Origin of the sequence: Streptomyces sp. NPDC012935 (assembly GCF_042900345.1) — a bacterium.
In the GTDB taxonomy this organism is placed as follows: domain Bacteria; phylum Actinomycetota; class Actinomycetes; order Streptomycetales; family Streptomycetaceae; genus Streptomyces.
Genome location: NZ_JBIBBC010000013.1, coordinates 18,649 through 41,991 on the forward strand (window position 1 = coordinate 18,649; position 23,343 = coordinate 41,991).

22 protein-coding genes are annotated in these 23,343 nt (G+C 70.8%); 19 read left to right on the plus strand and 3 right to left on the minus strand.

Translation table 11 applies throughout. From position 1 onward, the window contains the following. Positions 1-5: 5 nt before the first annotated feature. Positions 6-1,808: a glycoside hydrolase family 15 protein gene (locus tag ACFY5C_RS27700; protein WP_389449196.1), complete on the minus strand. Its 1,803-nt coding sequence runs from the start codon at positions 1,806-1,808 to the stop codon at positions 6-8. Between the two features lie 485 nt (positions 1,809-2,293). On the opposite strand from ACFY5C_RS27700, the gene ACFY5C_RS27705 reads away from it, so the two are divergent. From ACFY5C_RS27705 to ACFY5C_RS27775, 15 genes are all read left to right on the plus strand, one after another. Continuing rightward, complete coding sequence (locus ACFY5C_RS27705) at positions 2,294-3,961, plus strand: CTP synthase (protein ID WP_328428702.1); 1,668 nt, start codon at positions 2,294-2,296, stop codon at positions 3,959-3,961. 98 nt (positions 3,962-4,059) lie between these two features. Then, entirely contained in the window at positions 4,060-4,686 is a 627-nt protein-coding gene (locus ACFY5C_RS27710) for an NUDIX domain-containing protein (protein WP_389448672.1), read from the plus strand. Positions 4,687-4,875: 189 nt separating this feature from the next. After that, on the plus strand, positions 4,876-6,963 hold the full coding sequence (locus ACFY5C_RS27715) for a tetratricopeptide repeat protein (protein ID WP_389448675.1): 2,088 nt from the start codon (positions 4,876-4,878) through the stop codon (positions 6,961-6,963). A 134-nt stretch (positions 6,964-7,097) separates the two neighbouring features. Next, on the plus strand, positions 7,098-8,222 hold the full coding sequence (gene ald, locus ACFY5C_RS27720) for an alanine dehydrogenase (protein WP_389448678.1): 1,125 nt from the start codon (positions 7,098-7,100) through the stop codon (positions 8,220-8,222). A gap of 399 nt (positions 8,223-8,621) precedes the next feature. Beyond that, positions 8,622-9,758, plus strand: a complete 1,137-nt coding sequence (locus tag ACFY5C_RS27725) for a ParA family protein (RefSeq protein ID WP_369270129.1) — start codon at positions 8,622-8,624, stop codon at positions 9,756-9,758. Beyond that, entirely contained in the window at positions 9,743-10,369 is a 627-nt protein-coding gene (locus ACFY5C_RS27730; protein ID WP_389448681.1) for a hypothetical protein, read from the plus strand. The genes ACFY5C_RS27725 and ACFY5C_RS27730 overlap by 16 nt, the downstream gene beginning before the upstream one ends. Positions 10,370-10,387: 18 nt before the next feature. Further along, positions 10,388-11,539 (plus strand): segregation and condensation protein A, encoded by a 1,152-nt coding sequence (locus tag ACFY5C_RS27735; protein ID WP_389448684.1) that lies wholly within the window; start codon positions 10,388-10,390, stop codon positions 11,537-11,539. After that, positions 11,536-12,219 carry an SMC-Scp complex subunit ScpB gene (gene scpB, locus ACFY5C_RS27740; protein WP_389448687.1) on the plus strand — a complete coding sequence of 228 codons (684 nt, stop codon included), beginning with the start codon at positions 11,536-11,538 and terminating at the stop codon, positions 12,217-12,219. Before ACFY5C_RS27735 ends, scpB begins: the two co-directional genes overlap by 4 nt. After that, positions 12,219-13,340 (plus strand): pseudouridine synthase, encoded by a 1,122-nt coding sequence (locus ACFY5C_RS27745; RefSeq protein ID WP_389448689.1) that lies wholly within the window; start codon positions 12,219-12,221, stop codon positions 13,338-13,340. The genes scpB and ACFY5C_RS27745 overlap by 1 nt, the downstream gene beginning before the upstream one ends. 111 nt (positions 13,341-13,451) lie before the next feature. Further along, positions 13,452-14,417 carry a sigma-70 family RNA polymerase sigma factor gene (locus ACFY5C_RS27750; protein WP_389448692.1) on the plus strand — a complete coding sequence of 322 codons (966 nt, stop codon included), beginning with the start codon at positions 13,452-13,454 and terminating at the stop codon, positions 14,415-14,417. Further along, on the plus strand, positions 14,414-14,962 hold the full coding sequence (locus ACFY5C_RS27755; RefSeq protein ID WP_389448695.1) for a TIGR03086 family metal-binding protein: 549 nt from the start codon (positions 14,414-14,416) through the stop codon (positions 14,960-14,962). The genes ACFY5C_RS27750 and ACFY5C_RS27755 overlap by 4 nt, the downstream gene beginning before the upstream one ends. A 53-nt stretch (positions 14,963-15,015) precedes the next feature. After that, positions 15,016-16,431 carry an MFS transporter gene (locus tag ACFY5C_RS27760; protein WP_389448698.1) on the plus strand — a complete coding sequence of 472 codons (1,416 nt, stop codon included), beginning with the start codon at positions 15,016-15,018 and terminating at the stop codon, positions 16,429-16,431. Between the two features lie 78 nt (positions 16,432-16,509). Beyond that, positions 16,510-17,226, plus strand: coding sequence for an NUDIX domain-containing protein (locus ACFY5C_RS27765; RefSeq protein ID WP_389448701.1), 717 nt, complete (start codon positions 16,510-16,512; stop codon positions 17,224-17,226). Then, positions 17,223-18,245, plus strand: coding sequence for an ADP-ribosylglycohydrolase family protein (locus ACFY5C_RS27770; RefSeq protein WP_389448704.1), 1,023 nt, complete (start codon positions 17,223-17,225; stop codon positions 18,243-18,245). The genes ACFY5C_RS27765 and ACFY5C_RS27770 overlap by 4 nt, the downstream gene beginning before the upstream one ends. A gap of 3 nt (positions 18,246-18,248) precedes the next feature. Next, positions 18,249-18,998 (plus strand): DNA polymerase beta superfamily protein, encoded by a 750-nt coding sequence (locus ACFY5C_RS27775; protein ID WP_389448707.1) that lies wholly within the window; start codon positions 18,249-18,251, stop codon positions 18,996-18,998. Here ACFY5C_RS27775 and ACFY5C_RS27780 read toward each other — a convergent pair. Further along, positions 18,924-19,667, minus strand: a complete 744-nt coding sequence (locus ACFY5C_RS27780) for a DNA polymerase beta superfamily protein (RefSeq protein WP_389448710.1) — start codon at positions 19,665-19,667, stop codon at positions 18,924-18,926. The two genes, ACFY5C_RS27775 and ACFY5C_RS27780, sit on opposite strands and share 75 nt — an antisense overlap. A gap of 22 nt (positions 19,668-19,689) precedes the next feature. Continuing rightward, positions 19,690-20,262 carry a Rieske 2Fe-2S domain-containing protein gene (locus ACFY5C_RS27785; protein WP_389448713.1) on the minus strand — a complete coding sequence of 191 codons (573 nt, stop codon included), beginning with the start codon at positions 20,260-20,262 and terminating at the stop codon, positions 19,690-19,692. Between the two features lie 133 nt (positions 20,263-20,395). On the opposite strand from ACFY5C_RS27785, the gene aroH reads away from it, so the two are divergent. The 4 genes from aroH to ACFY5C_RS27805 all read left to right on the plus strand — a co-directional run bounded on the left by aroH (position 20,396) and on the right by ACFY5C_RS27805 (position 23,317). Beyond that, positions 20,396-20,764, plus strand: a complete 369-nt coding sequence (gene aroH, locus ACFY5C_RS27790) for a chorismate mutase (protein ID WP_389448716.1) — start codon at positions 20,396-20,398, stop codon at positions 20,762-20,764. Next, positions 20,761-21,846: a prephenate dehydrogenase gene (locus ACFY5C_RS27795; protein ID WP_389448719.1), complete on the plus strand. Its 1,086-nt coding sequence runs from the start codon at positions 20,761-20,763 to the stop codon at positions 21,844-21,846. The genes aroH and ACFY5C_RS27795 overlap by 4 nt, the downstream gene beginning before the upstream one ends. A gap of 143 nt (positions 21,847-21,989) precedes the next feature. After that, a complete protein-coding gene (cmk, locus tag ACFY5C_RS27800) occupies positions 21,990-22,676 on the plus strand; it encodes a (d)CMP kinase (RefSeq protein WP_363042329.1) in 687 nt (228 codons plus the stop codon). Continuing rightward, positions 22,634-23,317: a lysophospholipid acyltransferase family protein gene (locus ACFY5C_RS27805; protein ID WP_389448721.1), complete on the plus strand. Its 684-nt coding sequence runs from the start codon at positions 22,634-22,636 to the stop codon at positions 23,315-23,317. Before cmk ends, ACFY5C_RS27805 begins: the two co-directional genes overlap by 43 nt. Positions 23,318-23,343 lie beyond the last annotated feature (26 nt).

Below are 23,343 nucleotides of genomic sequence, written 5' to 3' on the forward strand. Positions count from 1 at the left end.
CCTGTTCAGCCGCCGTACGCTCCGGACGCCGTCAGCCGCAGCGCCGTGTCGATCAGCGGGACGTGGCTGAAGGCCTGCGGGAAGTTGCCGACCTGACGCTGCAGGTGCGGGTCCCACTCCTCGGCCAGCAGACCGAGGTCGTTGCGCAGCGACAGCAGCTTCTCGAACAGCTTGCGAGCCTCGTCGACGCGGCCGATCATCGCCAGGTCGTCCGCCATCCAGAACGAGCAGGCGAGGAAGGCGCCCTCGTCACCGGGGAGGCCGTCGACGCCCTCGTGCTTGCCCTGCGTCGGGTAGCGCAGGATGAAGCCGTCCGACGTGGACAGCTCGCGCTGGATCGCCTCGATGGTGCCGATGACGCGCTTGTCGTCCGGCGGCAGGAAGCCCATCTGCGGGATCAGCAGCAGGGAGGCGTCCAGCTCCTTGGATCCGTACGACTGCGTGAAGGTGTTGCGTTCCTTGTCGTAACCCTTCTCACAGACGTCCCGGTGGATGTCGTCGCGCAGCTCGCGCCAGCGCTCCAGCGGGCCGTCGGCGTCGCCGGACTCGATGAGCTTGATGGTGCGGTCGACGGCGACCCAGGCCATCACCTTGGAGTGCACGAAGTGGCGCCGCGGACCGCGCACCTCCCAGATGCCCTCGTCCGGCTCGTCCCAGTGGTCCTCCAGGTAGCGGATCAGCTTCAGCTGGAGCAGCGAGGCGTAGTCGTTGCGGGCCAGGCCCGTCATGTGGGCCAGGTGCAGGGCCTCTGTGACCTCGCCGTACACGTCCAGCTGGAGCTGGTGCGCGGCGCCGTTGCCGACCCGGACCGGCGCGGAGTGCTCGTAGCCGGGCAGCCAGTCCAGCTCGGCCTCGCCGAGCTCGCGCTCGCCGGCGATGCCGTACATGATCTGCAGGTTCTCCGGGTCGCCCGCGACCGCCCGCAGCAGCCACTCCCGCCAGGCGCGGGCCTCCTCGCGGTAGCCGGTGCGCAGCAGCGAGGACAGGGTGATCGCCGCGTCGCGCAGCCAGGTGTAGCGGTAGTCCCAGTTGCGGACGCCGCCGATGTCCTCGGGCAGGGAGGTCGTCGGGGCGGCGACGATGCCGCCTGTCGGGGCGTAGGTCAGCGCCTTCAGCGTGATCAGCGAACGGACCACCGCCTCGCGGTACGGGCCGTGGTACGTGCAGTGCTCGACCCACTCCCGCCAGAAGTCCTCGGTCGCCTCCAGCGCCTGCTCGGGCTCCGGCAGGGCCGGCGGCTGCTTGTGCGAGGGCTCCCAGGAGATGGTGAACGCGATCCGCTCACCCGGGGCGACCGTGAAGTCCGAGTACGTCGTCAGCGACTTGCCGTACGTCTCGGCCTCCGTGTCGAACCACACAGAGTCCGGGCCGGCGACGGCCACCGTACGGCCCTCGTGCTTGTGCACCCAGGGCACGACCCGGCCGTACGAGAAACGCATCCGCAGCGCCGAGCGCATCGGCACCCGGCCCGAGACGCCCTCCACGATCCGGATCAGCTGGGGCGCCCCGTCACGCGGGGGCATGAAATCGATCACCCTGACCGTGCCGCGTGGCGTGTCCCACTCGGACTCCAGGATCAGCGAGTCGCCGCGGTAGCTGCGCCGGGCCGCGGTGGGCGGCTCGGCGTCGGACGCGTGTGCCGGACCGAGCCGCCAGAAACCGTGTTCCTCGGTGCCCAGCAGGCCGGCGAAGATGGCATGCGAGTCGAAGCGGGGCAGGCACAGCCAGTCGACTGTGCCGTCCCGGCAGACCAGTGCCGCGGTCTGCATGTCTCCGATGAGTGCGTAGTCTTCGATGCGCCCGGCCACGTGCAACTCCAGTCGAACGGCCACGTCACCCCCTTCTCTGCCAAGGGGGCTTTCGCTTAGTGCGGTCAAGGGGTGGTTGTAATGCGTCGAGCGGTGAAGCAAAGCAGTCGTCTCCGCCGTGAGGCAAAACGACGTTCGCTTCTCGACAATCTCTGCTCAACGAACTGACGAGCTCTCGTTGTTCCGGTGGTTACGGGCGAGGGGTGGTGCCGTATTGCCGGCCGGGCTCGGCAGCGAATGTCCGAGCAGGATACGACGCACGTAGATGATCTGCGTGCCGCTCCGGGCAACCCGGGTCGGCCGAACGGGTGACCAACGGGTGAGAAACCGCGATACCTGTGCAGGTTCGTGGTGGCTCGTGTGCGGAGCGTGGCCGGAAGCCTTCGGTCTCGGTCGCTGATACCCTGGTAGCCCGTGGACCGGTGGGCGTCAGAGACCCCCGAACCGCACTTCAAGATCGCGACCACGGGAGCCCCCTCTTGGCCATGCCGCCCGCTGCTTTTCGACACCACGCAGCCACGACGACCAAGCACATCTTCGTCACCGGGGGTGTCGCCTCCTCGCTCGGCAAGGGCCTGACGGCCTCCAGCCTCGGCATGCTGCTCAAGGCACGGGGCCTGCGGGTGGTCATGCAGAAGCTGGACCCGTACCTCAATGTCGACCCTGGCACGATGAACCCCTTCCAGCACGGCGAGGTGTTCGTCACCAACGACGGCGCCGAGACCGACCTGGACATCGGCCACTACGAGCGGTTCCTCGACCGTGACCTGGACGGTTCCGCGAACGTCACCACCGGCCAGGTGTACTCGACCGTGATCGCCAAGGAGCGGCGCGGCGAGTACCTCGGCGACACCGTGCAGGTCATCCCGCACATCACCAACGAGATCAAGCACCGCATCCGCCGCATGGCGACGGACGAGGTCGACGTCGTGATCACGGAGGTCGGCGGCACGGTCGGCGACATCGAGTCGCTGCCGTTCCTGGAGACCGTCCGCCAGGTCCGTCACGAGGTCGGTCGTGACAACGTCTTCGTCGTCCACATCTCGCTCCTGCCGTACATCGGCCCCTCGGGAGAGCTGAAGACGAAGCCGACCCAGCACTCGGTTGCGGCTCTGCGGAACATCGGTATTCAGCCGGATGCGATCGTGTTGCGCTGCGACCGTGAGGTGCCGACCGCGATCAAGCGCAAGATCTCGCTGATGTGCGACGTCGACGAGGCGGCCGTGGTCGCCTGCCCCGACGCCCGCTCCATCTACGACATCCCCAAGACCGTGCACGGCGAGGGCCTGGACGCCTATGTCGTCCGAAAGCTGGACCTGCCGTTCCGTGACGTGGACTGGACGACCTGGGACGACCTGCTCGACCGCGTGCACAACCCCGACCACGAGATCACCCTCGCGCTGGTCGGCAAGTACATCGACCTGCCCGACGCCTACCTGTCGGTGACCGAGGCGCTGCGGGCCGGCGGCTTCGCCAACAAGGCCCGCGTGAAGATCAAGTGGGTCACTTCCGACGACTGCAAGACCCCGGCCGGCGCCAAGCAGCAGCTCGCCGACGTCGACGGCATCTGCATCCCCGGCGGCTTCGGCGACCGCGGTGTGCTCGGCAAGGTCGGCGCGATCAAGTACGCCCGCGAGAACAAGATCCCGCTGCTCGGCCTGTGCCTGGGTCTGCAGTGCATCGTGGTCGAGGCGGCCCGCAACCTCGCCGACATCGGCGACGCCAACTCCACCGAGTTCGACCCGGCCACCTCCCACCCCGTCATCTCGACGATGGCCGAGCAGCTCGACATCGTCGCCGGTGAGGGTGACATGGGCGGCACCATGCGCCTCGGCATGTACCCGGCGAAGCTGGCCGAGGGCTCGATCGTGCGCGAGGTGTACGACGGCAAGGAGTACGTCGAGGAGCGCCACCGTCACCGGTACGAGGTGAACAACGCCTACCGGGCGGAGCTGGAGAAGAAGGCGGGCATCCTGTTCTCCGGCACGTCGCCGGACGGCAAGCTCGTCGAGTACGTGGAGTACCCGCGCGAGGTCCACCCCTACCTGGTGGCCACGCAGGCCCACCCGGAGCTGCGCTCGCGCCCGACGCGACCGCACCCGCTGTTCGCCGGGCTCGTCAAGGCCGCTGTCGAGCGTAAGAATTCGAAGTAACACGAGAGTTGTACGGTGGCCGGGGTGCAAACCTTCAAAGGTGGGCACCCCGGTTTTCTTTGCCGGGTTCTTTTTTGAAGCGTGTGGAAGGTCAGGGCATGACGATCAAGGACACCCCGCAGGAGTGGGAGATCCGGGCGACGGACACCCCCTTCGTGGGCAACAAGACCTCCGTCCGCACGGACGACGTGGTCATGCCCGACGGCTCGGTCGTCCGCCGCGACTACCAGGTCCACCCGGGCTCCGTGGCCGTGCTCGCCCTGGACCCCGAGGACCGTGTCCTGCTCATCAAGCAGTACCGCCACCCGGTACGGCAGAAGCTGTGGGAGATCCCGGCCGGCCTGCTCGACATCCCCGGTGAGAACCCGCTGCACGCCGCCCAGCGCGAGCTGTACGAGGAGGCCCACGTCAAGGCCGGGGACTGGCGGGTGCTGACCGACGTCTACACCACCCCCGGCGGCTGCGACGAGGCCGTACGCATCTTCCTCGCCCGTGATCTGTCCGAGGCCGACGGCGATCGCTTCGAGGTGGAGGACGAGGAGGCCGACATGGAGCACGCGCGCGTGCCGGTCGACGAACTGGTCCGGGGTGTGCTCGCGGGCTACGTGCACAACAACTGCCTCGTCGTGGGTGTGCTGTCGCTGGTCGCCGCGCGCAACGGCGACGGGCTCGACGCGCTGCGCACGGCGGAGGCGCCCTGGCCGGCGCGACCCTTCGAGGCCTGAACGAAGACCGCGCGTCCCGAACGAAACCGACCCGCCTTCGGTGTGAAGATCGGCTGATCCGATCGAGGGACGTCCTCGCCGTGCCCGCCACGCTCCGCCCGGAACGTAGCAGAGCGTGAACTAGGCTCTGATTACGCCCGAACCGGAGTCCCGGCGGGCTTGCGTGTGCGTGGGACGGGAGTGTGGCCCGTGACGGATCAGGTCGTGGACACAGGCGGCGTGCAGGCGTCGCGGCAGGCCCCCGCAGGGCGCCAATTCCTGGGCCGTACACGCGAGTTGAAGGAACTCCTCGCCGACATCGAGCGTGCGGGCCTGGACACCCTCTCCGGCCGCAAGGCGCCACGCGCGCGCGTACTGCTCATCGCGGGCCGCCCCGGCTCGGGGCGCACGGCGCTCGCCGGGGAACTCGTACGGCAGGTGGCGGACCGTTACGGCGACGGAGTCCTGCGGGCCCGCCTCAGCGACCCCGACGGCACTCCCGTCCCCGTCGAGCGCACCGCCCGCGAGCTGCTCACCGCCCTGGACCGGCCGGCACCGGCCGGCGCCGCCGCGGACGACCTCACGGCGGTGCTCCGCGAGACCCTGGCCGACCGCCGGGTCCTGCTTCTGCTCGACGACGCGGCCCGCGCCGAGCAGGTCGACGCGCTGCTGCCGGACACTCCGGAGTGCCTGGCCGTCGCCGTCTCCAGCGGCCCGCTCACCGGGATCTCGGACGTGCGGCCCTGCACGCTCGGCGGCCTCGACACCAAGTCGGCCGTGGAGCTGCTGTCCCGGCACGCCGGCTCGGTGCGTATCACCGTCGACCCACGGGCCGCCGAGGACCTCGTGGAGGTGTGCCAGGGCCAGCCGGCCGCGCTGATGCTGGCCGGCGGCTGGCTCGCGGCCCGGCCCAAGGCGGCCGTCGCCGACCTCGCCAAGCAGCTGCACGCCGAGGGCGAGGACGGCACACCGCTCGGCAGGGTCTTCCGACTCGCCTACGCGGGCCTGCCGACCCCGGCCGCCCGGATGCTGCGGCTGCTCTCGCTGGCCCCCGGCGGCCTCGTCGACCCGCACACCGCCTCAGCGCTCGCCGGCTCCTCGGTGGACGGGGCCCACGCCATCCTGGACGACCTCGTCGCCCTCGGCCTGCTGCAGGTCGTCGACTCGCCGCTGCCGCAGTACGAGGTGCCGGCCTGTCTGCACCGGCTTCTGAGGGCCCTCACCGAGACCCAGGACCGGCCCGCCGAGCTTCAGCTCGCCCGCGCCCGGATGCTGGAGCGGACCGTACGGCTGCTGCAGTCCTGCCGCGCGATCACCGAGACCGACAACCCCGAGACCCGGCAGAAGCTCCTCGGCACGCCCCGCGCCCTGCGCTTCCCCAACCCCCGGGCAGCCGCCGAGTGGCTCAGTATCCGCAGGCCCGCCCTGCTGGCCTCGGCACGGGCCGCGGTCGCCGACGGGGAGCTGGACACGCTCGCCAGGCGCCTGATGTCCCAGCTGGTCAGGGCGATGGCCGCGCACTTCGGCACCCAGGCGGCCGCCGGTGACCTGTACGACATCCACGGACTGGTCCTCGACGTGGCCGAGCGCCGGCAGCTGCCCCGCGAGAAGGCCGCGGCCCTGCTGAACCTCGGCGATCTCGACGCCCGGACGGGACGTACCCGCAAGGCGCTGGTGCGGTTCCGGGCCGCGCTGGACGCCGGGTGGGAAGCAAATGACCCGTATGCGACCGGCCGCGCGATGGAATCCGTAGGCGGCGCCCACCTGGAGCTCGGGGACTACGACAGGGCCGCCGACTGGTTCGGCCGCGCGCTGGCCGAGCGGCTGGCCCGGGGCGAGCGGGCCGACGCCGCCCGGCTGTACGGCCGCATCGCCGAGGCGCACACCTATGCGGGCCGGTACGGCGACGCGCTGCGCAACTGGCGGTCCGCGGTCACCGGGCACCGCAAGAACGGCGATGTCGCCGGTCACGCCCGGGCGTTGAGCGAGCTGGCGCGGGTGCAGGAGTACGCCGGCCGTCCCGAGGAATCACTGCGCACCTGCCAGGAGGCGGTGGAGTGGGCGCGGCGCGCCGAGGACGTACGGCTGCAGGGTGCGCTGCACCTGCGGCTCGCCGACACGCTGGAGCACCTCGGCGATCCCACGGCGGCGCAGCTGCACCGAGGCGCCGCCGAGCGGATGCTGGGAGAGCAGCCCGAGGACTGCGATGCGGCCGAGTCTGAGCCCGGACAAGAGGGTTTCGAGCCGGAACAGGACACCAATGCCTGCGAAATCCGTAGTGCATCCGCAGAAGATTGATGCAATGAAAGGCTAGACAGGGAGAACGCCTTCATTAGACTGGCTCTGCCGCGCCTTCGCTGCGGTGTCTCCCGGTGTGCCCCCGCATGCCTGGGTATGTCTTGTAATGCCCCACACCCTCTGAGCCAAGGACCGTGATCGACGTGAAGGTCGGCATCCCCCGCGAGGTCAAGAACAACGAGTTCCGGGTGGCCATCACCCCCGCAGGCGTGCACGAGCTGGTGCGCCACGGCCACCAGGTCGTCATCGAGCAGGGCGCCGGTGTCGGCTCGTCGATCCCGGACAGCGAGTACGTCTCCGCAGGCGCCCAGATCCTTCCGACCGCCGACGAGGTGTGGGCCGCCGCCGACCTGCTGCTGAAGGTCAAGGAGCCCATCGCCGAGGAGTACCACCGCCTCCGCAAGGACCAGACGCTCTTCACCTACCTGCACCTGGCCGCCTCCAAGGAGTGCACGGACGCGCTCATCGAGTCCGGCACCACCGCGATCGCCTACGAGACGGTCGAGCTGCCCACCCGGGCCCTGCCGCTGCTCGCGCCCATGTCCGAGGTCGCGGGCCGCCTCGCCCCGCAGGTCGGCGCCTACCACCTGATGGCCGCGAACGGCGGCCGGGGTGTTCTGCCCGGCGGTGTCCCCGGCGTGCTGGCCGGCAAGGCCGTCGTCATCGGCGGCGGTGTCTCCGGCTGGAACGCCGCGCAGATCGCCATCGGCATGGGCTTCCACGTGACCCTGCTCGACAGGGACATCAACAAGCTCAAGGAGGCGGACAAGGTCTTCGGTACGAAGATCCAGACCGTCGTCTCCAACGCCTTCGAGCTGGAGAAGGCCTGCCTCGAGGCCGACCTCGTCATCGGTGCCGTCCTCATCCCGGGCGCCAAGGCCCCGAAGCTGGTCACAAATGAGCTGGTCTCCCGGATGAAGCCGGGAAGTGTTCTTGTCGACATCGCGATCGACCAGGGCGGCTGCTTCGAGGACTCGCGTCCCACCACGCACGCCGAGCCGACCTTCCCGGTCCACAACTCGGTCTTCTACTGCGTCGCCAACATGCCCGGCGCGGTGCCCAACACGTCCACCTACGCGCTGACCAACGCCACGCTGCCGTACATCATCGAACTGGCCAACCACGGCTGGGTCGAGGCGCTGCGCCGTGACCCCGCGCTGGCCAGGGGCCTCAACACGCATGACGGCAAGGTGGTTTACCGGCAGGTCGCGGAGGCGCACGGCCTGGAGCACGTGGAGCTCGCCTCGCTGCTCGGCTGAGCCGATCGGCTAAGTCACTTTCTGGTAAAGGCGATACGTCAACATCTGTCGTCAACCGCACGCACCCGGCCGGACCTTGCCCGAAAAGGTCCGGCCGGATGTGTGTATGGTCACTTTGCGACTCTCGGTCAACTCGCCTCGAACGCAACCCTTCGACCGATTCGCACACCGGTGAAACCTGCTGTGCGACGGCCGTACGCCCTTGACAGCGAGATGTTTCATTGTCGACACATCTGCTCGGTACGGCGGATTGTGTTGCTGCGGACCACCGACACGCCATAGAGTCGCCGACTGTCAGCATGGTGCAACGCTGACCTGTCTAGAAGTTTCCTGGTCACCAAGGAGGTAAGACGACTTGTGAATGAGTCGACATTTTCTCCCGGGGGTGGTCAACCAGGAATGCCGGTACGGGGCCAGGGTCCCGCGGGATTCGAGGCTGTCGGCTCCGTTGCGGTGCGCACCTTCGCAGCCCATCAGGGTCACCGGAGCACAGGGGTGACTCAGACAGCACACCAGAGCATGGATGGCCATCACGTGAACGCCATGGCCGGCGACGGAAGTGGCGCGCCCCACAACCAACTCGCCGCCTACGACGAACTGCCCGACGGGCACTTCTACGACCCCGACGCGGAGTACGAGCCCGACCCCGAGTACGCGGCCACGCTCGCGCCCGACGCTGCCCGCCAGCGCCGTGAGCGCGTCGGCCCGACCGGGCGTCCGCTGCCGTACTTCCCGATCCCGGGTCCGCTGACCGACCACGGCCCCGCGAAGATCATCGCGATGTGCAACCAGAAGGGCGGCGTCGGCAAGACGACGTCGACCATCAACCTGGGTGCCGCGCTCGCGGAATACGGACGCCGGGTCCTGCTCGTCGACTTCGACCCTCAGGGCGCGCTCTCGGTCGGCCTCGGCGTCAATCCGATGGAGCTCGACCTCACGGTCTACAACCTGCTCATGGAGCGGGGGATGTCGGCCGACGAGGTGCTCCTGAAGACAGCGGTCCCGAACATGGACCTGCTCCCGAGCAACATCGACCTGTCGGCCGCCGAGGTCCAGCTGGTGAGCGAGGTCGCGCGCGAGTCGACACTGCAGCGCGCCCTGAAGCCACTGCTGCCGGACTACGACTTCATCGTGATCGACTGCCAGCCCTCGCTGGGCCTGCTCACGGTGAACGCGCTGACGGCCGCTCACAAGGTGATCGTGCCCCTGGAGTGCGAGTTCTTCGCCCTGCGCGGTGTCGCACTGCTGACGGAGACCATCGAGAAGGTCCAGGAGCGGCTCAACCCCGAGCTGGAGCTCGACGGGATCCTCGCCACGATGTACGACTCGCGCACGGTGCACAGCCGCGAGGTCCTGGCCCGAGTGGTCGAGGCGTTCGACGATCACGTCTACCACACGGTCATCGGGCGCACGGTCCGCTTCCCGGAGACCACGGTCGCCGGTGAACCGATCACCACGTACGCCTCCAACTCCGTCGGCGCCGCCGCCTATCGTCAGCTCGCCAGGGAGGTGCTCGCCCGGTGTCACGCCGAGTGAGTCTGCCGGGGGCCGACGAACTGTTCCGCACGACAGGGGGTATGGCGCTCCAGCCGTCCACTCCCCGGCGCCCGGCCAACGGCGAGGCCCGGGTGCCGGCCCCCGCGGGGGAGAGCGACAACGCCGCCGCCGAGGACGCGCCGCAGTCGGTGCCCGCGCAGGGCGGAGACGGTGACGGCGCGGAGCATGTGGCGGCCGATGCCGAGTCCGTCGACGCCGGTGAGTCGCGCAGCCGGGCCGCCGCCGCGGAGCGCTCGGCTCGGCAGCAGGGGGCGCAGGAAGGTTCTGCCGGGGCGTCCGCGAATGCCGGCGGCGGTACTGCCCCGTCCGGTGCGGCTGCTTCTGCCGCCGCCTCCGCCGCGCCGCGCAAGCGCGGACGGCAGGCCTCGCGCCGGCCCAGTGGTCGCGAGCGGCACGACGAGAAGATCACCGTGTACGTCTCCGCCGAGGAGCTCATGGACCTGGAGCACGCGCGTCTGGTGCTCCGCGGTGAGCACGGGCTGGCCGTGGACCGCGGGCGGATCGTCCGCGAGGCGGTGGCCGTGGTGCTCGCGGATCTGGAGAGCCGGGGAGACGCCAGCATCCTGGTACGACGGCTTCGCGGGCGGTAGCGGTAGCCTGCGAGGGCTATGACCTCGAACGACGTTCCCGCCGCCAGTGCCGGTGCATCCGGTGGTCGTCGTCGTGCGCTGGGGCGGGGGCCGGGCGCTCCGCGGGTCGAGCCGGTCCTGTCGCCTCCTGCGGAGGCGGTGCCTGCTCCGCCTGCGGCGGAGAGCGAGTCTTCGGCTGAGGCCGAGTCCTGGGCTCCGGCCGGTGGGCACAACGGGGGCGGTGACGGCGGCGCGCCGCCTGCTACCGAACCCGCGGAAGCAGCCCCCGAGCGCCCGGAGCCCGAGCGCCCGGAGCCCGAGCGCCCGGAGCCCGAGCGCCAAGAGCCCGAGCGCCAAGAACCCGACCGCCAAGAACCCGACGACGGCGTCTTCAAGGTCCGTCTCTCCAACTTCGAGGGCCCGTTCGACCTCCTCCTCCAGCTGATCTCCAAGCACAAGCTCGATGTCACCGAAGTGGCGCTGTCCAAGGTGACCGACGAGTTCATGGGGCACATCAAGGCGATGGGGCCGGACTGGGACCTCGACGAGACGACCGAGTTCCTTGTCGTCGCGGCGACTTTGCTCGACCTCAAGGCCGCGCGGCTGCTGCCCGCCGCCGAGGTGGAGGACGAGGCCGATCTCGCGTTGCTGGAGGCGAGGGATCTGCTGTTCGCGCGGCTGCTGCAGTACCGGGCGTACAAGCAGATCGCCGACATCTTCAACCGGCGGCTGGACGACGAGGCCCGGCGCTATCCGCGGACCGTCGGGCTGGAGCCGCAGCACGCCGAGCTGTTGCCCGAGGTCGTCATCAGCATCGGGGCGGAAGGTTTCGCCAGGCTCGCGGTCAAGGCGATGCAGCCCAAGCCCAAGCCGCAGGTGTACGTCGATCACATCCACGCGCCGCTCGTCAGCGTGCAGGAGCAGGCGGGGATCGTCGTCGCGCGGCTGAAGGAGCTCGGCGAGGCCAGCTTCCGTTCCCTGGTCGAGGACACCGACGACACCCTCACCGTGGTGGCGCGGTTCCTGGCTCTGCTGGAGCTCTACCGCGAGAAGGCGGTAGCCCTGGACCAGGAGATCGCTCTCGGCGAGCTCATCGTGCGCTGGACCGGTGGGGAAGGGGACGAGGCGCCCCTGGTGACCGACGAGTTCGACCGGCCGCCCGAGCCGCCCAAGGAGGAGAAGAAGGCGTGAGTGAGGAGACCACCGAGCTTCCGGCCGGCCTGCGCGGCGTCGCGGACCTCGACCTGAAGCCCGCCCTGGAGGCGATGCTCATGGTCGTGGACGAGCCCGCGACCGAGGAGCGCCTGGCGAAGCTCCTGGAGCGGCCCCGCCGGCAGATCGCGGATGCCCTGCGGGAGCTGGCCGACGAGTACGCCGTGCAGGGGCGAGGCTTCGAGCTGCGGTTCGTGGCCGGCGGCTGGCGTTTCTACACCCGCGCCGAGTACGCGGCCGCCGTTGAACGGCTGGTGCTCGACGGCCAGACGGCCCGGCTCACGCAGGCCGCCCTGGAGACGCTCGCGGTGGTCGCGTACCGCCAGCCGGTCAGCCGTAGCCGGGTCTCGGCCGTGCGCGGAGTGAACTGTGACGGTGTGATGCGCACCCTCCTGCAGCGCGGGCTGGTCGAGGAGGCGGGCACGGAACCCGAAACAGGTGCGATCCTGTACAGGACGACGAACTACTTCCTGGAGCGGATGGGCCTGCGCGGTCTGGACGAGCTCCCGGAGCTCGCGCCCTTCCTCCCGGAGGCGGAGGCGATCGAGGCCGAGACCCAGGAAGGTGTTCCGTCGTTCGACCCGGACGCTCCCGATGACGGTCCGGGGGTCCCGGCACCCCGGGGCACCGACGACGTAGACGACCAGACGGAATTTTGATGCGAAGCAGCAGCGGCAGGAACAGCAGCGGAAACAACGGCGGGAGCCGTGGTGGCAACAGCGGCGGCCGCGGCGGAAGCAGCGGTGGCCGCGGTAACCCCCGTGGCGCCGGTGGCAACCGCGACGACAAGCAGGGCGGCCGGCCGAAGAGGCCGCGCCCCGAGGAGCGGCGCTACGACGTGGGCCCCGGCGCCACCCAGGACGGCCCGAAGTCGGGGCGTGGCCCCGCGGCGCGCGGCGGCGCCAAGGGCGGCCCCAAGCAGGCCCAGGGCACCGGCCGGGGCCGTTCGGTTCCGGCGACGTCCCGCGAGTACGACGCGCGGGCCGAGGAGCGCAACCGCGAGCGCTACGCCGGCAAGAAGGACGTCAAGCTGCCCAAGACCTTCCCGGGCGCCGAGCAGGAGGGCGAGCGGTTGCAGAAGGTCCTCGCGCGCGCGGGTTACGGCTCGCGGCGGGCCTGCGAGGAGCTGATCGAGCAGGCCCGGGTCGAGGTCAACGGCGAGATCGTCCTCGAGCAGGGCAAGCGCGTCGACACGGAGAAGGACGAGGTCAAGGTCGACGGCCTGACGGTCGCGACGCAGTCGTACCAGTTCTTCTCGCTGAACAAGCCTGCCGGTGTCGTCTCGACGATGGAGGACAACGAGGGCCGGCAGTGCCTCGGTGACTACGTCACCAACCGGGAGACGCGGCTCTTCCACGTCGGGCGGCTCGACACCGAGACCGAGGGCGTCATCCTGCTCACCAACCACGGCGAGCTGGCGCACCGGCTGACCCACCCCCGGTACGGCGTGAAGAAGGTCTACCTCGCGCACATCGTGGGCCCGATCCCGCGCGACCTGGGCAAGCAGCTCAAGGACGGCATCCAGCTGGAGGACGGGTACGCACGCGCCGACCACTTCCGGGTCGTCGAGCAGACCGGCAAGAACTACCTGGTCGAGGTCACCCTGCACGAGGGCCGCAAGCACATCGTGCGCCGCATGCTGGCGGAGGCGGGCTTCCCGGTCGACAAGCTGGTGCGCGTCGCATTCGGGCCGATCACGCTGGGCGACCAGAAGTCGGGCTGGCTGCGGCGGCTGTCGAACACCGAGGTCGGCATGCTGATGAAGGAAGTCGATCTGTAGGCCGGGCCTCGGTCCCATGCGCGCGAATCGGCCGGTTCCGGATGTGCTCCGGGGCCGGCCGATTCGTTTTCGCCGCTCCACCGGTCTGTATCGGTGACGGAGGGAGCGGGGATGAGTACGACCACTGCGGACCGTGACGAGTTCGTCCGGCTGACCGACCCGTACCGGCGGGAGCTGCTCGCACACTGCTACCGCATGCTGGGGTCGGTCGACGAGGCCGAGGACCTGGTGCAGGAGACGTATCTGCGGGCCTGGCGGTCCTACGACGGCTTCGAGGGCCGGGCGTCCCTGCGGACGTGGCTGCACCGGATCGCCACCAACACGTGCCTGACGGCGCTGGAGGGCCGTGCGCGCCGTCCGCTGCCCTCGGGGCTCGGCGGGCCCGCCGAGGCGCCTGAGGAGCCGCTGAGGGCCCCTGTGACGGACGTTCCGTGGCTCCAGCCGCTGCCTGACGCGCTGGTCGACCCGGCGGGCGTCGTCGCCGCGCGGGGAAGTCTGCGCCTCGCTCTGGTCGCGGCCCTTCAGCAGCTGCCCGCGCGGCAGCGGGCCGTCCTCATCCTGCGGGACGTGCTGGCCTGGCGGGCGCCCGAGGTGGCCGCCCTGCTCGGCACTTCGACGGCGGCGGTGAAGAGCAGCCTCCAGCGCGCGCGTGCCCGTCTCGACGAGGTGGCTCCCGACGAGGACCTCGTCCAGGAACCACAGGGCGCCGCCGACCGCGAGGTTCTCGACCGGTACGTGGCCGCCTTCGAGAACGCCGACCTGGGCACCCTGATCGAGCTCCTTCAGGACGGCGTCGAGCTGGAGATGCCGCCCTTCCTGGAGTGGTACAGCGGCAAGGAGGACGTGCTGCGGTTCCTGCACGCCCGTGTCCACGAGAAGGGCACCCTGCGGATGCTGCGCACGCGCGCGAACGGGCAGCCGGCGGTGGCGATGTACGTCCGCGGGGAGGACGACGTCCTGCGAGCGCACTCCCTGCAGGTGCTCACGGTGCGGGAAGGGCTCCTCGCCCGGATCACGGCCTTCCTCGAGCCGGCGGACCTGCTCGACCGGTTCGGGATGCCCAAGGAGCTGTCATGAACTCCGGGGAACTGCTGGAGCGTTCGCTCGCCTACGCACTGGGCAGCGTCGCCGGGTCCGGGTCCGCGAGCCTGACGCGCGGGACTCCCTGCGCCGAGTGGGACCTCGGGGAGCTGCTCGGGCATCTCGACGACTCGTTGGACGCGCTGTACGAGGGCCTGACCGGCGGGCGGATCGGGCTGCTCCCGCGCGCCGACCGGGCCTGCGGCTTCCGTACGCGCGCGTGCGCGGTGCTCGGCGCCTGGTCGGCCGGACCCGCCGAGGAACGTGTCCTGGTCGGTGAACGGCCGCTGGACGTACGCGTGATGGCCGCCGTGGGCGCCGTCGAGATCGCCGTGCACGGGTGGGACGTGGCGCAGGCCTGCGGTCGGCCCCATCCCATCCCGCTCCCGCTCGCGGCCGAGCTGCTGAGCATCGCCCGCTGCGTGGTCGCCGAGGAGGACCGGGGCGTGCGGTTCGGCCCGCGGGTCGAGGTGCCGCCACGCGCGCGTGCCGACGTCCGGCTGCTGGCCTTCCTGGGCCGCCGCGATTCCTTTCCGCAGTGAGCCCGGTCTGCCTTCCGTGAGTGACCCCTCGTGATCTCACGGAAGGCATCGTCATGACCGAGACGCTGAAAGCCCCTCTCCTGCCGGCATCCGCCGTACCGGCGCCCACGCGCCGCGGGTGGACGGTCGCCCTCGCCGGGCTCGGCGCGTTGCTGTGCTCCCTCGACGTCGTGGTCGTCGCCACCGCGCTGCCCGCGCTGCGGGCCGACTTCGGGGCGAGCCTGTCCGAGCTGGAGTGGACGATCAACGCCTACAACCTCGTCTTCGCCTGCCTGACTCTGACCGGTGCCGCGCTGGGCGACCGGTTCGGGCGGCGGCGGATGTATGTCGTGGGCCTCGCCGTCTTCACGCTCGCCTCGGCCGCGGCGGCCCTCGCCACGGGCCCGGGTCAGCTCATCGGTGCGCGCCTGCTGCAGGGCGCAGGAGCCGCCGTGCTGCTGCCGCTCACGCTGACCCTGATCAGCGAGGCGTTCCCGGCCGAGAAGCGGGGCGTCGCCATCGGCCTGTGGGGCGGCGTGACCGGACTCGGGGTGGCCGCCGGGCCGGTGCTGGGCGGGGCCGTCACCGAGGGCCTGTCCTGGCAGTGGATCTTCTGGCTGAACGTGCCCATCGGGCTGGCCATGATCCCCCTCGCCGCCCGCAGGCTGCGCGAGAGCCACGGCACCCGCCCCCAGCTCGACCTCGTCGGGCTGGTGCTGGCGGCCGTGGGCCTGACGGGCCTGGCCTGGGCGCCGGTGCGGGCGCCCGAGGCGGGCTGGGGGAGCGCGGAGGTACTGACCGCGCTGGCCGCCGGGATCGTGTTCGCTGCGGCCTTCCTGGGCTGGGAGAAGAACGGGGCCCGCTATCCGATGCTGCCGTTGTCCCATTTCCGGCGGCGCGGCTTCTCGACCGCCAACGCCTGCGCGTTCCTCCTCTTCGCCTCGCTGCTCGGCGCCCTGTTCATGATCACGCAGCTCTTCCAGCTCGGCCTCGGCTACTCCCCGCTGGAGGCGGGCGTGCGGATTCTGGTCTGGAACGCCACGCCCCTGCTGATCGCGCCGGTCGCCGGAGCGCTCGCCGACCGGTTCGGGACCCGGCCGTTCATGTTCGGCGGCCTGGTGCTCCAGGCGACGGGCCTCGCGCTGCTGGCCTGGCTGGTCGAACCCGGCGTGGGATACGGCAGCCTCGTCGTCCCGCTGATCGTCGCGGGCGTCGGCATCTCCATGGTGTTCCCGAGCGTGGCCAACGCCGTGACCTCGTCCGTCCCGCTGGGCGACGCGGGCGTCGCGGCCGGCGTCAACAACGCGCTGCGCGAGCTGGGCGGCGTCTTCGGGATCGCCGTCGCCGCGGCCGTGTTCACCACGTACGGCGGCTACGGCTCGCCGGAGGCGTTCATCGACGGAGCCGGGGCGGCGCTGTGGGTGACGGCGTCCGCGGCGGCCGTGGGAGCGGGGGTGGCGGCGTTCGCGCCCTCCCGCGCGCGGGCCTAGTCGTCACCGGGCCGGGGCTTGCGGCACCACCCCACCCCCCTTTATAGTCGTACTGACTATAAAGGGGGGTGGGTTCGCATGGACTACGACAAGTACGCCCACGAACCTTTCGCCGTCACCGCCGACCTCGCCGTCCTCACCATCCGCGACGGCGTCCTGCACGTCCTGCTCGTCGAGCGCGGGCAGGAGCCGTACCAGGGCCACTGGGCGCTCCCCGGCGGGTTCGTGCAGCCGGACGAGTCGGCGGAGACCGCCGCCCGGCGTGAACTCGCCGAGGAGACCGGACTGTCGGACGTCTCCGGACTGCACCTGGAGCAGCTGCGGACCTACAGCGAACCCGACCGCGACCCCCGCATGCGGGTGGTGACGGTCGCCTTCACCGCCCTGCTGCCCCACCCGCCCGAACCGCACGGCGGCAGCGACGCGGCACAGGCACGCTGGGTGCCGTACGACACGGCACGTCCGCTCGCCTTCGACCACGACCGGATCCTGGCCGACGCCCATGAACGCGTCGGCGGCAAACTCGAGTACTCCAGCCTCGCCACCGCCTTCTGCCCGCCCGAGTTCACGCTCGGCGAGCTGCAACAGGTCTACGAGACGGTGTGGGGCACCGCCCTCGACCGGCCCAACTTCCGCCGCAAGGTGCTCGCCACGCCGGGCTTCGTCGAACCCGTGCCCGGCGCGGCCCGGCTCACCGGCGGCCGCGGCAAACCGGCCGCGCTGTACCGCGCCGGTACCGCCGCCACGCTCCACCCGCCCCTGCTGCGGCCCACCCCGGAAGGACGCCCCGCATGACCACGACCACCGTCCGCAAGCGCGCCGCCACGGGCTCCCTGCTCGGCCTCGCCCTCGGGGACGCCCTCGGCTTCCCGACCGAGTTCAACGACGTCCCGTCGATCCTCGCCAAGTGCGGGCCGTGGCGCGAGATGGAGCTGCCGACGCCAGCGATCGTCACCGACGACACGCAGATGACGCTGGCGTTGGGGAAGGGGCTGCGGACGGCGATGGACCGCGGGGTGCTCGGGCCGAAGCGGCTGGAGCGGCCGGTGCGCGAGGAGTTCGTGGACTGGTACCAGTCACCGGAGAACAACCGCGCGCCCGGCCGCACCTGCCTGGTCGCCTGCGATCTGCTGAAGGACGAGAGCAGGCCCTGGCAGGACGCCAGTCAGATCGGTTCCAAGGGCTGCGGCGCCAACATGCGTGTCGCGCCGGTCGGGCTCGTCCCCGGCCTGAGCGACGAACAACGCGCGGGCGCCGCCCAGTTGCAGTGCGCGCTCACCCACGGGCACCCGACAGCCCTCGCCGCCTCCGACCTGACCGCGCACGCGGTACGACTGCTCGCCCAGGGCGCCGAGCCGACCGGACTGGTGGGGCTGCTGCGTTCGTACGCCTACGAGAACCGCACCCGCTACCACGAGCGCTGGCTCGGCGACCTGTGGACCCGCAGCCAGGACCCCACCCCGGAGCACTTCATCACGCGAGGCTGGGACGAGTGCCTGGGGATCCTGGACCGCGTCCAGGACGCCGTACGGACCGTGTCGCCCGAGACCGATCCTTGCCTGGCCACCGGCGAGGGCTGGATCGCCGAAGAGGCCATGGCCTGCGGCCTGTTGTGCTTCCTGTGGTTCGTCGACGAGCCGCTGGCGGCGCTGCGCCGGGCCGCCTGTACGTCGGGCGACTCGGACTCGATCGCCTGCCTGACGGGGGCCTTCGCGGGCGCGTATCTGGGCGCCGACGCCTGGCCGACCCGGTGGGCGGACCGGATCGAGTACCGGGGCGATCTGCTGACTCTCGGAGCGCTCTGGGACGCTTGACGGATGATCGACGCCCTGGACATCGACCTCGCGCCCGTCGTCGCCGAGCAGCCCGACCCGGTGCTGTTCGCGACCGTCTCCGGCGCGCATCTGTACGGCTTTCCGTCGCGCGACTCGGACGTGGACCTGCGGGGCGTGCACCTGCTGCCGGTGGCCGACCTCGTCGGGCTGCGGGAGCCGGACGAGACGCGGTCACGGATGTGGGTCCGGGACGGCGTCGAGATGGACCTGGTCACGCACGACCTGCGCAAGTTCGTACGGCTGATGCTGCGCCGCAACGGCTACGTGCTGGAGCAACTGCTCTCACCGCTCGTCGTGCACACCACGGACGCCCACCGGGAGCTGGTCGCCCTCGCGCCCGGGGTGCTGACCAGCCATCACGCGCATCACTACCGGGGATTCGCGGGCACCCAGTGGCGGCTGTTCGAGAAGACCGGCGAGCTCAAGCCGCTGCTCTACACCTTCCGGGCGCTGCTCACGGGCGTGCATCTGATGCGCAGCGGTGAGGTGCAGGCGCATCTGCCCACGCTGACCGGTGAGGTCGACGCACCCGGCTATCTGCCGGAACTGATCGCGGCCAAGGCGGCGCTGGAGCACGGGGCCGCCGACGTCGACCAGGCGCGCGTGGCGGCCGACGTGGAGCGGCTGCACGGTGTGCTGGACGAGGCGCAGGCGGCCTCAGCGCTGCCCGACGCTCCCGGCGTCCACGACGCCCTGCACGCCTTCGTCGTACGGACCCGGCTGGAGAGCTGACGCGCGGCGGACGCGGATCAGGAAGTCCTCGACCCGGCGGCGGTCCGGCTCGGCCGGGAGCGGGCTGTGCTGCGCGGCTTCCTCCGCCTCCCTCGCCAGGCGGCTCATCCTGCACTCGACCTCCGGCCAGGGGACCTCGCCGCGCTTGACCTCCAGCAGCGGCTCGCGCTCGTCACCGACGTCGATCGTCAGACGGCCGGTGCTCAGCAGGTCGCGGGCGCTCGTCAGGAGGCGGAGGAGGTGCATCGCGTGCTTCCAGCGCGGGGCGCCGTGGGAGCGGACGTCCGCCTCCAGCTTCTTGCGCTGGCCCAGTGCGTAGCGCGTGAACGTCTCGAGGGCCCGGCGGGACAGGAACGCCTCGCGCAGGTCGAGCAGCTCGCGGCCCGTGTCGTCGACGTGTTCCACGAGCGGGGAGTGCAGACACTCCAGGATGTTCGGGTTGGCGCGCAGGGCGAGCTCGCAGAAGCGCTCCAGTTCCCAGCTGAACTGCTCCTCCAGCGGGCCGTCGATGTGCGTCGGCGGCTTGTCGAAGCGCCAGAAGAGCGGCGTGGGGGCGAGGAACACACCCCTGCGGTCGGTGTCGCTGCCGTCCGTCGCCAGACCGAAGGCGCGCGAGCCCATCACACAGGCGTAGATCGTGTGGTCGCGGACCAGGGACTCGGGGTGCATGCCCCGGAGCGTACGGGGAGGATCACACCAGCCGGATCGAATTTCCCTCCACGACGATGCTCTTCGCCGGGAGCGGCCTCGTGGCCGGAGGGTTGGCCACCGCGCCGTCCGTGATCTTGAACTTGCTGCCGTGGCAAGGGCAGTTGATCGTCCCGTCCGAGACGCTGCCGACCAGGCACTGCTGGTGGGTGCAGATGGCGGAGAAGGCCTTGAACTCGCCCTGCTGGGGCTGGGTCACCACGACCTTCTCGTCCTTGAAGATCGTGCCGCCGCCCACCGGGATGTCGGATGTGCTGGCCAGCTCGTCGCCGTCCTGGCCGGGGGAGACGGTGGTCGAGGTCGGCGTCGTGTCGCCGTTGCCGTCGGAATCGCCGCAGCCGGAGACGAGCGCCGTCGCACCCGTCACGCCGGTCGCGATGAGGATCGTGCGCCGCGTCGGACGGTAGGTCATGTCGTCACTCCGAAAGTGCGGAAGAACCAGAGGGCGGAAGCGCTTCGAGCGGATCAACAGCATCTTTGCACTGAAATCCTCCAAGAAGAAGCAACACGGGACGGAGTGGCAGAGAAGGTGCATTTGGTATGCCTGGTAGCTCACGGATGACAGGGGCCCAGATCGACTCCGGTGCCCTTCGGTGTCTCAGCCGGCGGGCGACATGCCTGGGCCGCACCCGGGCTGACTAGGCTGGACAGCCGAAGAGTCGATCCGTACGTCAGCAAGGAGCAGCGCCGTGGCGGTACGAGCGGTCCGGGGGGCCGTCCAACTGGAGCGGGACGAGGCCGGCCACATGGACGAGCAGGTCGGGGCCCTGCTCACCGCGATCCTGGAGCGGAACGACCTCACCGCGGACGATCTGATCAGCATCTGGTTCACGGCCACGCCCGACCTGCACAGCGACTTCCCGGCAGCCGCCGCCCGCAAGCTCGGCAACGGCTTCGCCGACGTACCGCTGATCTGCGCACAGGAACTGGACATCGACGGCGCCATGCCCCGGGTCGTACGGGTCCTCGCGCACATCGAGTCCGACAAGCCCCGCGCCGGCATCGCGCACGTCTACCTCGGTGCCGCGGCCGCCCTGCGCAAGGACATCGCCCAGTGAGAACCGCACTCGTCATCGGCACCGGCCTCATCGGCACGTCCGCCGCCCTCGCGCTGGCGGCCCGGGGCGTCGTCGTCCACCTCGCCGACCACGACCCCGAGCAGGCCCGTACGGCGGCCGCGCTCGGCGCCGGCACGGACGAGACGCCCGAGGGCCCCGTCGACCTCGCGATCATCGCCGCCCCGCCCGCGCACGTGGCCGGAGTGCTCGCCGACGCCATGCGCCGGGGCGTGGCCCGCGGCTACCTCGACGTGGCCAGCGTCAAGGGTGGGCCACGCCGTGAGCTGGAGGCGCTCGGGCTCGACCTGTCGTCGTACATCGGTACGCATCCCATGTCGGGGCGTGAGAAGTCCGGCCCCCTGGCCGCGAGCGCCGACCTCTTCGAGGGCCGCCCCTGGGTGCTGACTCCGACCCGCGACACCGACACCGAGGTGCTGAACCTCGCTTTGGAGCTGGTCTCGCACTGCCGGGCCGTGCCGGTGGTGATGGACGCCGACGCCCACGACCGTGCGGTGGCCCTCGTGTCCCACATGCCGCACCTGATGTCCAGCATGGTCGCCGCACGTCTGGAGAACGCCGAGGAGACGGCCGTACGGCTGTGCGGTCAGGGCATCCGTGACGTGACGCGGATCGCGGCCTCCGATCCCGGGATGTGGATCGACATCCTGTCCGCGAACCCGGGGCCCGTCGCCGACCTGCTCACCGATGTCGCGACCGACCTGGAGGAGACGGTGCGGGCCCTGCGGGCGCTGCAGTCGTCCGACGAGGACAAGCGGCTGGAGGGCACGTCCGGAATCGAGGGCGTGCTGCGGCGGGGGAACGCCGGGCAGGTGCGCGTACCCGGCAAGCACGGGGCCGCTCCCCGGACCTACGAGGTCGTCGCCGTGCTCATCGACGACCAGCCGGGACAGCTGGCGCGGATCTTCGCGGACGCGGGGCTGGCCGGGGTCAACATCGAGGACGTACGGATCGAGCATGCGACCGGGCAGCAGGCGGGTCTGGTCCAGCTGATGGTGGAGCCGAAGGCGGCGCCGGTGCTGTCGGCGGCGTTGCGGGAGCGGGGCTGGGCGATCCGTCAGTAGGGGTCCCGCCCGCACCGCCGTGCCCCGTGGCCGTCCGGACGAGCCACGGGCGGCCGGACGAGTGACGCGCACCCAGTATCCTTGTGCGGGGCGCCCTCGCGTCCCCACACTCCCGTCACACCGCATCTGGAAGGTGTCCTCCCGTGGAAAACGGTGCCGCCAAGCCCGTGATTGTCGCCATCGACGGCCCCTCCGGCACGGGCAAGTCGAGCACGTCGAAGGCCGTTGCCGCGCAGCTCGGGCTGAGCTACCTCGACACCGGCGCCCAGTACCGGGCGATCACCTGGTGGATGGTGGCCAACGGGATCGACATCGAGGACCCGACCGCGATCGCCGCCGTGGCCGGCAAGCCGGAGATCGTCTCCGGCACCGAGCCGGGCAACCCGACGATCACCGTGGACGGCACCGACGTGTCCGGCCCGATCCGCACCCAGGAGGTCACCTCCAAGGTCAGCGCCGTCAGCGCGGTGCCGGACGTGCGGGCCCGGATCACTGAGCTGCAGCGCTCCCTGGCGACCTCCGCGGAGGGCGGCATCGTCGTCGAGGGCCGTGACATCGGTACGACCGTGCTGCCCGACGCCGACCTGAAGATCTTCCTCACCGCGTCCCCGGAGGCCCGCGCGGCCCGCCGCAGCGGTGAGCTGAAGGGTGCCGACGTCAACGCCACCCGTGAGGCGCTGGTCAAGCGTGACGCGGCGGACTCCAGCCGCAAGACCTCGCCGCTCGCCAAGGCGGACGACGCGGTCGAGGTGGACACCACCGAGCTGACGCTGCAGCAGGTCATCGAGTGCGTCGTCACGCTCGTCGAGGAGAAGCGGGCCGGAAAGTGATCCCACCTTCCGAGAGAGGTGCCGACGTCGGGCGGCGCATCGGCGTCGGCCTGATGTACGGGCTGTGGCGGCCCCGGGTCCTGGGTGCCTGGAAGGTGCCGCCGACCGGGCCGGTGATCTTCGCGGTCAACCACAGCCACAACATCGACGGGCCGATGGTGATGGGCGTGTCGCCCCGGCCCGTGCACTTCCTGATCAAGAAGGAAGCCTTTATCGGCCCGCTCGACCCCTTCCTGACCGGCATCGGTCAGCTGAAGGTGGACCGCCACTCCGCCGACCGCACGGCGATAACGCAGGCCCTCGACGTGCTGTCCAACGGCGGCGTCCTCGGCATCTTCCCCGAGGGCACCCGCGGTGAGGGCGACTTCGCCTCGCTGCGTGCCGGGCTCGCCTACTTCGCCGTGCGCGCCGGGGCACCCGTCGTCCCGGTCGCCGTGCTGGGAAGTTCCGAGAAGCGGGGACGGTTGATAAAGGGGCTGCCGCCGCTGCGCCACCGCGTCGACGTCGTGTACGGCGACCCCTTCGAGGCGGGCGACGGCAGCGGACGGCGTACGCGCAAGGCGCTCGACGAGGCGACCGAGCGCATCCAGAAGCAGCTCACCGCGCACCTGGAAAACGCAAGGCGACTGACCGGTCGCTAGGCGACACTGAGTAGTGGATCAGCAGG

Coding starts and splice junctions, on each gene's coding strand:
- ACFY5C_RS27705 (WP_328428702.1), top strand. CDS start 2,294: ATGCCGCCCGCTGCTTTTCGACACCACGCAGCCACGACGACCAAGCAC.
- ACFY5C_RS27710 (WP_389448672.1), top strand. CDS start 4,060: ATGACGATCAAGGACACCCCGCAGGAGTGGGAGATCCGGGCGACGGAC.
- ACFY5C_RS27725 (WP_369270129.1), top strand. CDS start 8,622: ATGCCGGTACGGGGCCAGGGTCCCGCGGGATTCGAGGCTGTCGGCTCC.
- ACFY5C_RS27735 (WP_389448684.1), top strand. CDS start 10,388: ATGACCTCGAACGACGTTCCCGCCGCCAGTGCCGGTGCATCCGGTGGT.
- ACFY5C_RS27745 (WP_389448689.1), top strand. CDS start 12,219: ATGCGAAGCAGCAGCGGCAGGAACAGCAGCGGAAACAACGGCGGGAGC.
- ACFY5C_RS27750 (WP_389448692.1), top strand. CDS start 13,452: ATGAGTACGACCACTGCGGACCGTGACGAGTTCGTCCGGCTGACCGAC.
- ACFY5C_RS27755 (WP_389448695.1), top strand. CDS start 14,414: ATGAACTCCGGGGAACTGCTGGAGCGTTCGCTCGCCTACGCACTGGGC.
- ACFY5C_RS27760 (WP_389448698.1), top strand. CDS start 15,016: ATGACCGAGACGCTGAAAGCCCCTCTCCTGCCGGCATCCGCCGTACCG.
- ACFY5C_RS27765 (WP_389448701.1), top strand. CDS start 16,510: ATGGACTACGACAAGTACGCCCACGAACCTTTCGCCGTCACCGCCGAC.
- ACFY5C_RS27770 (WP_389448704.1), top strand. CDS start 17,223: ATGACCACGACCACCGTCCGCAAGCGCGCCGCCACGGGCTCCCTGCTC.
- ACFY5C_RS27775 (WP_389448707.1), top strand. CDS start 18,249: ATGATCGACGCCCTGGACATCGACCTCGCGCCCGTCGTCGCCGAGCAG.
- ACFY5C_RS27780 (WP_389448710.1), bottom strand. CDS start 19,667: ATGCACCCCGAGTCCCTGGTCCGCGACCACACGATCTACGCCTGTGTG.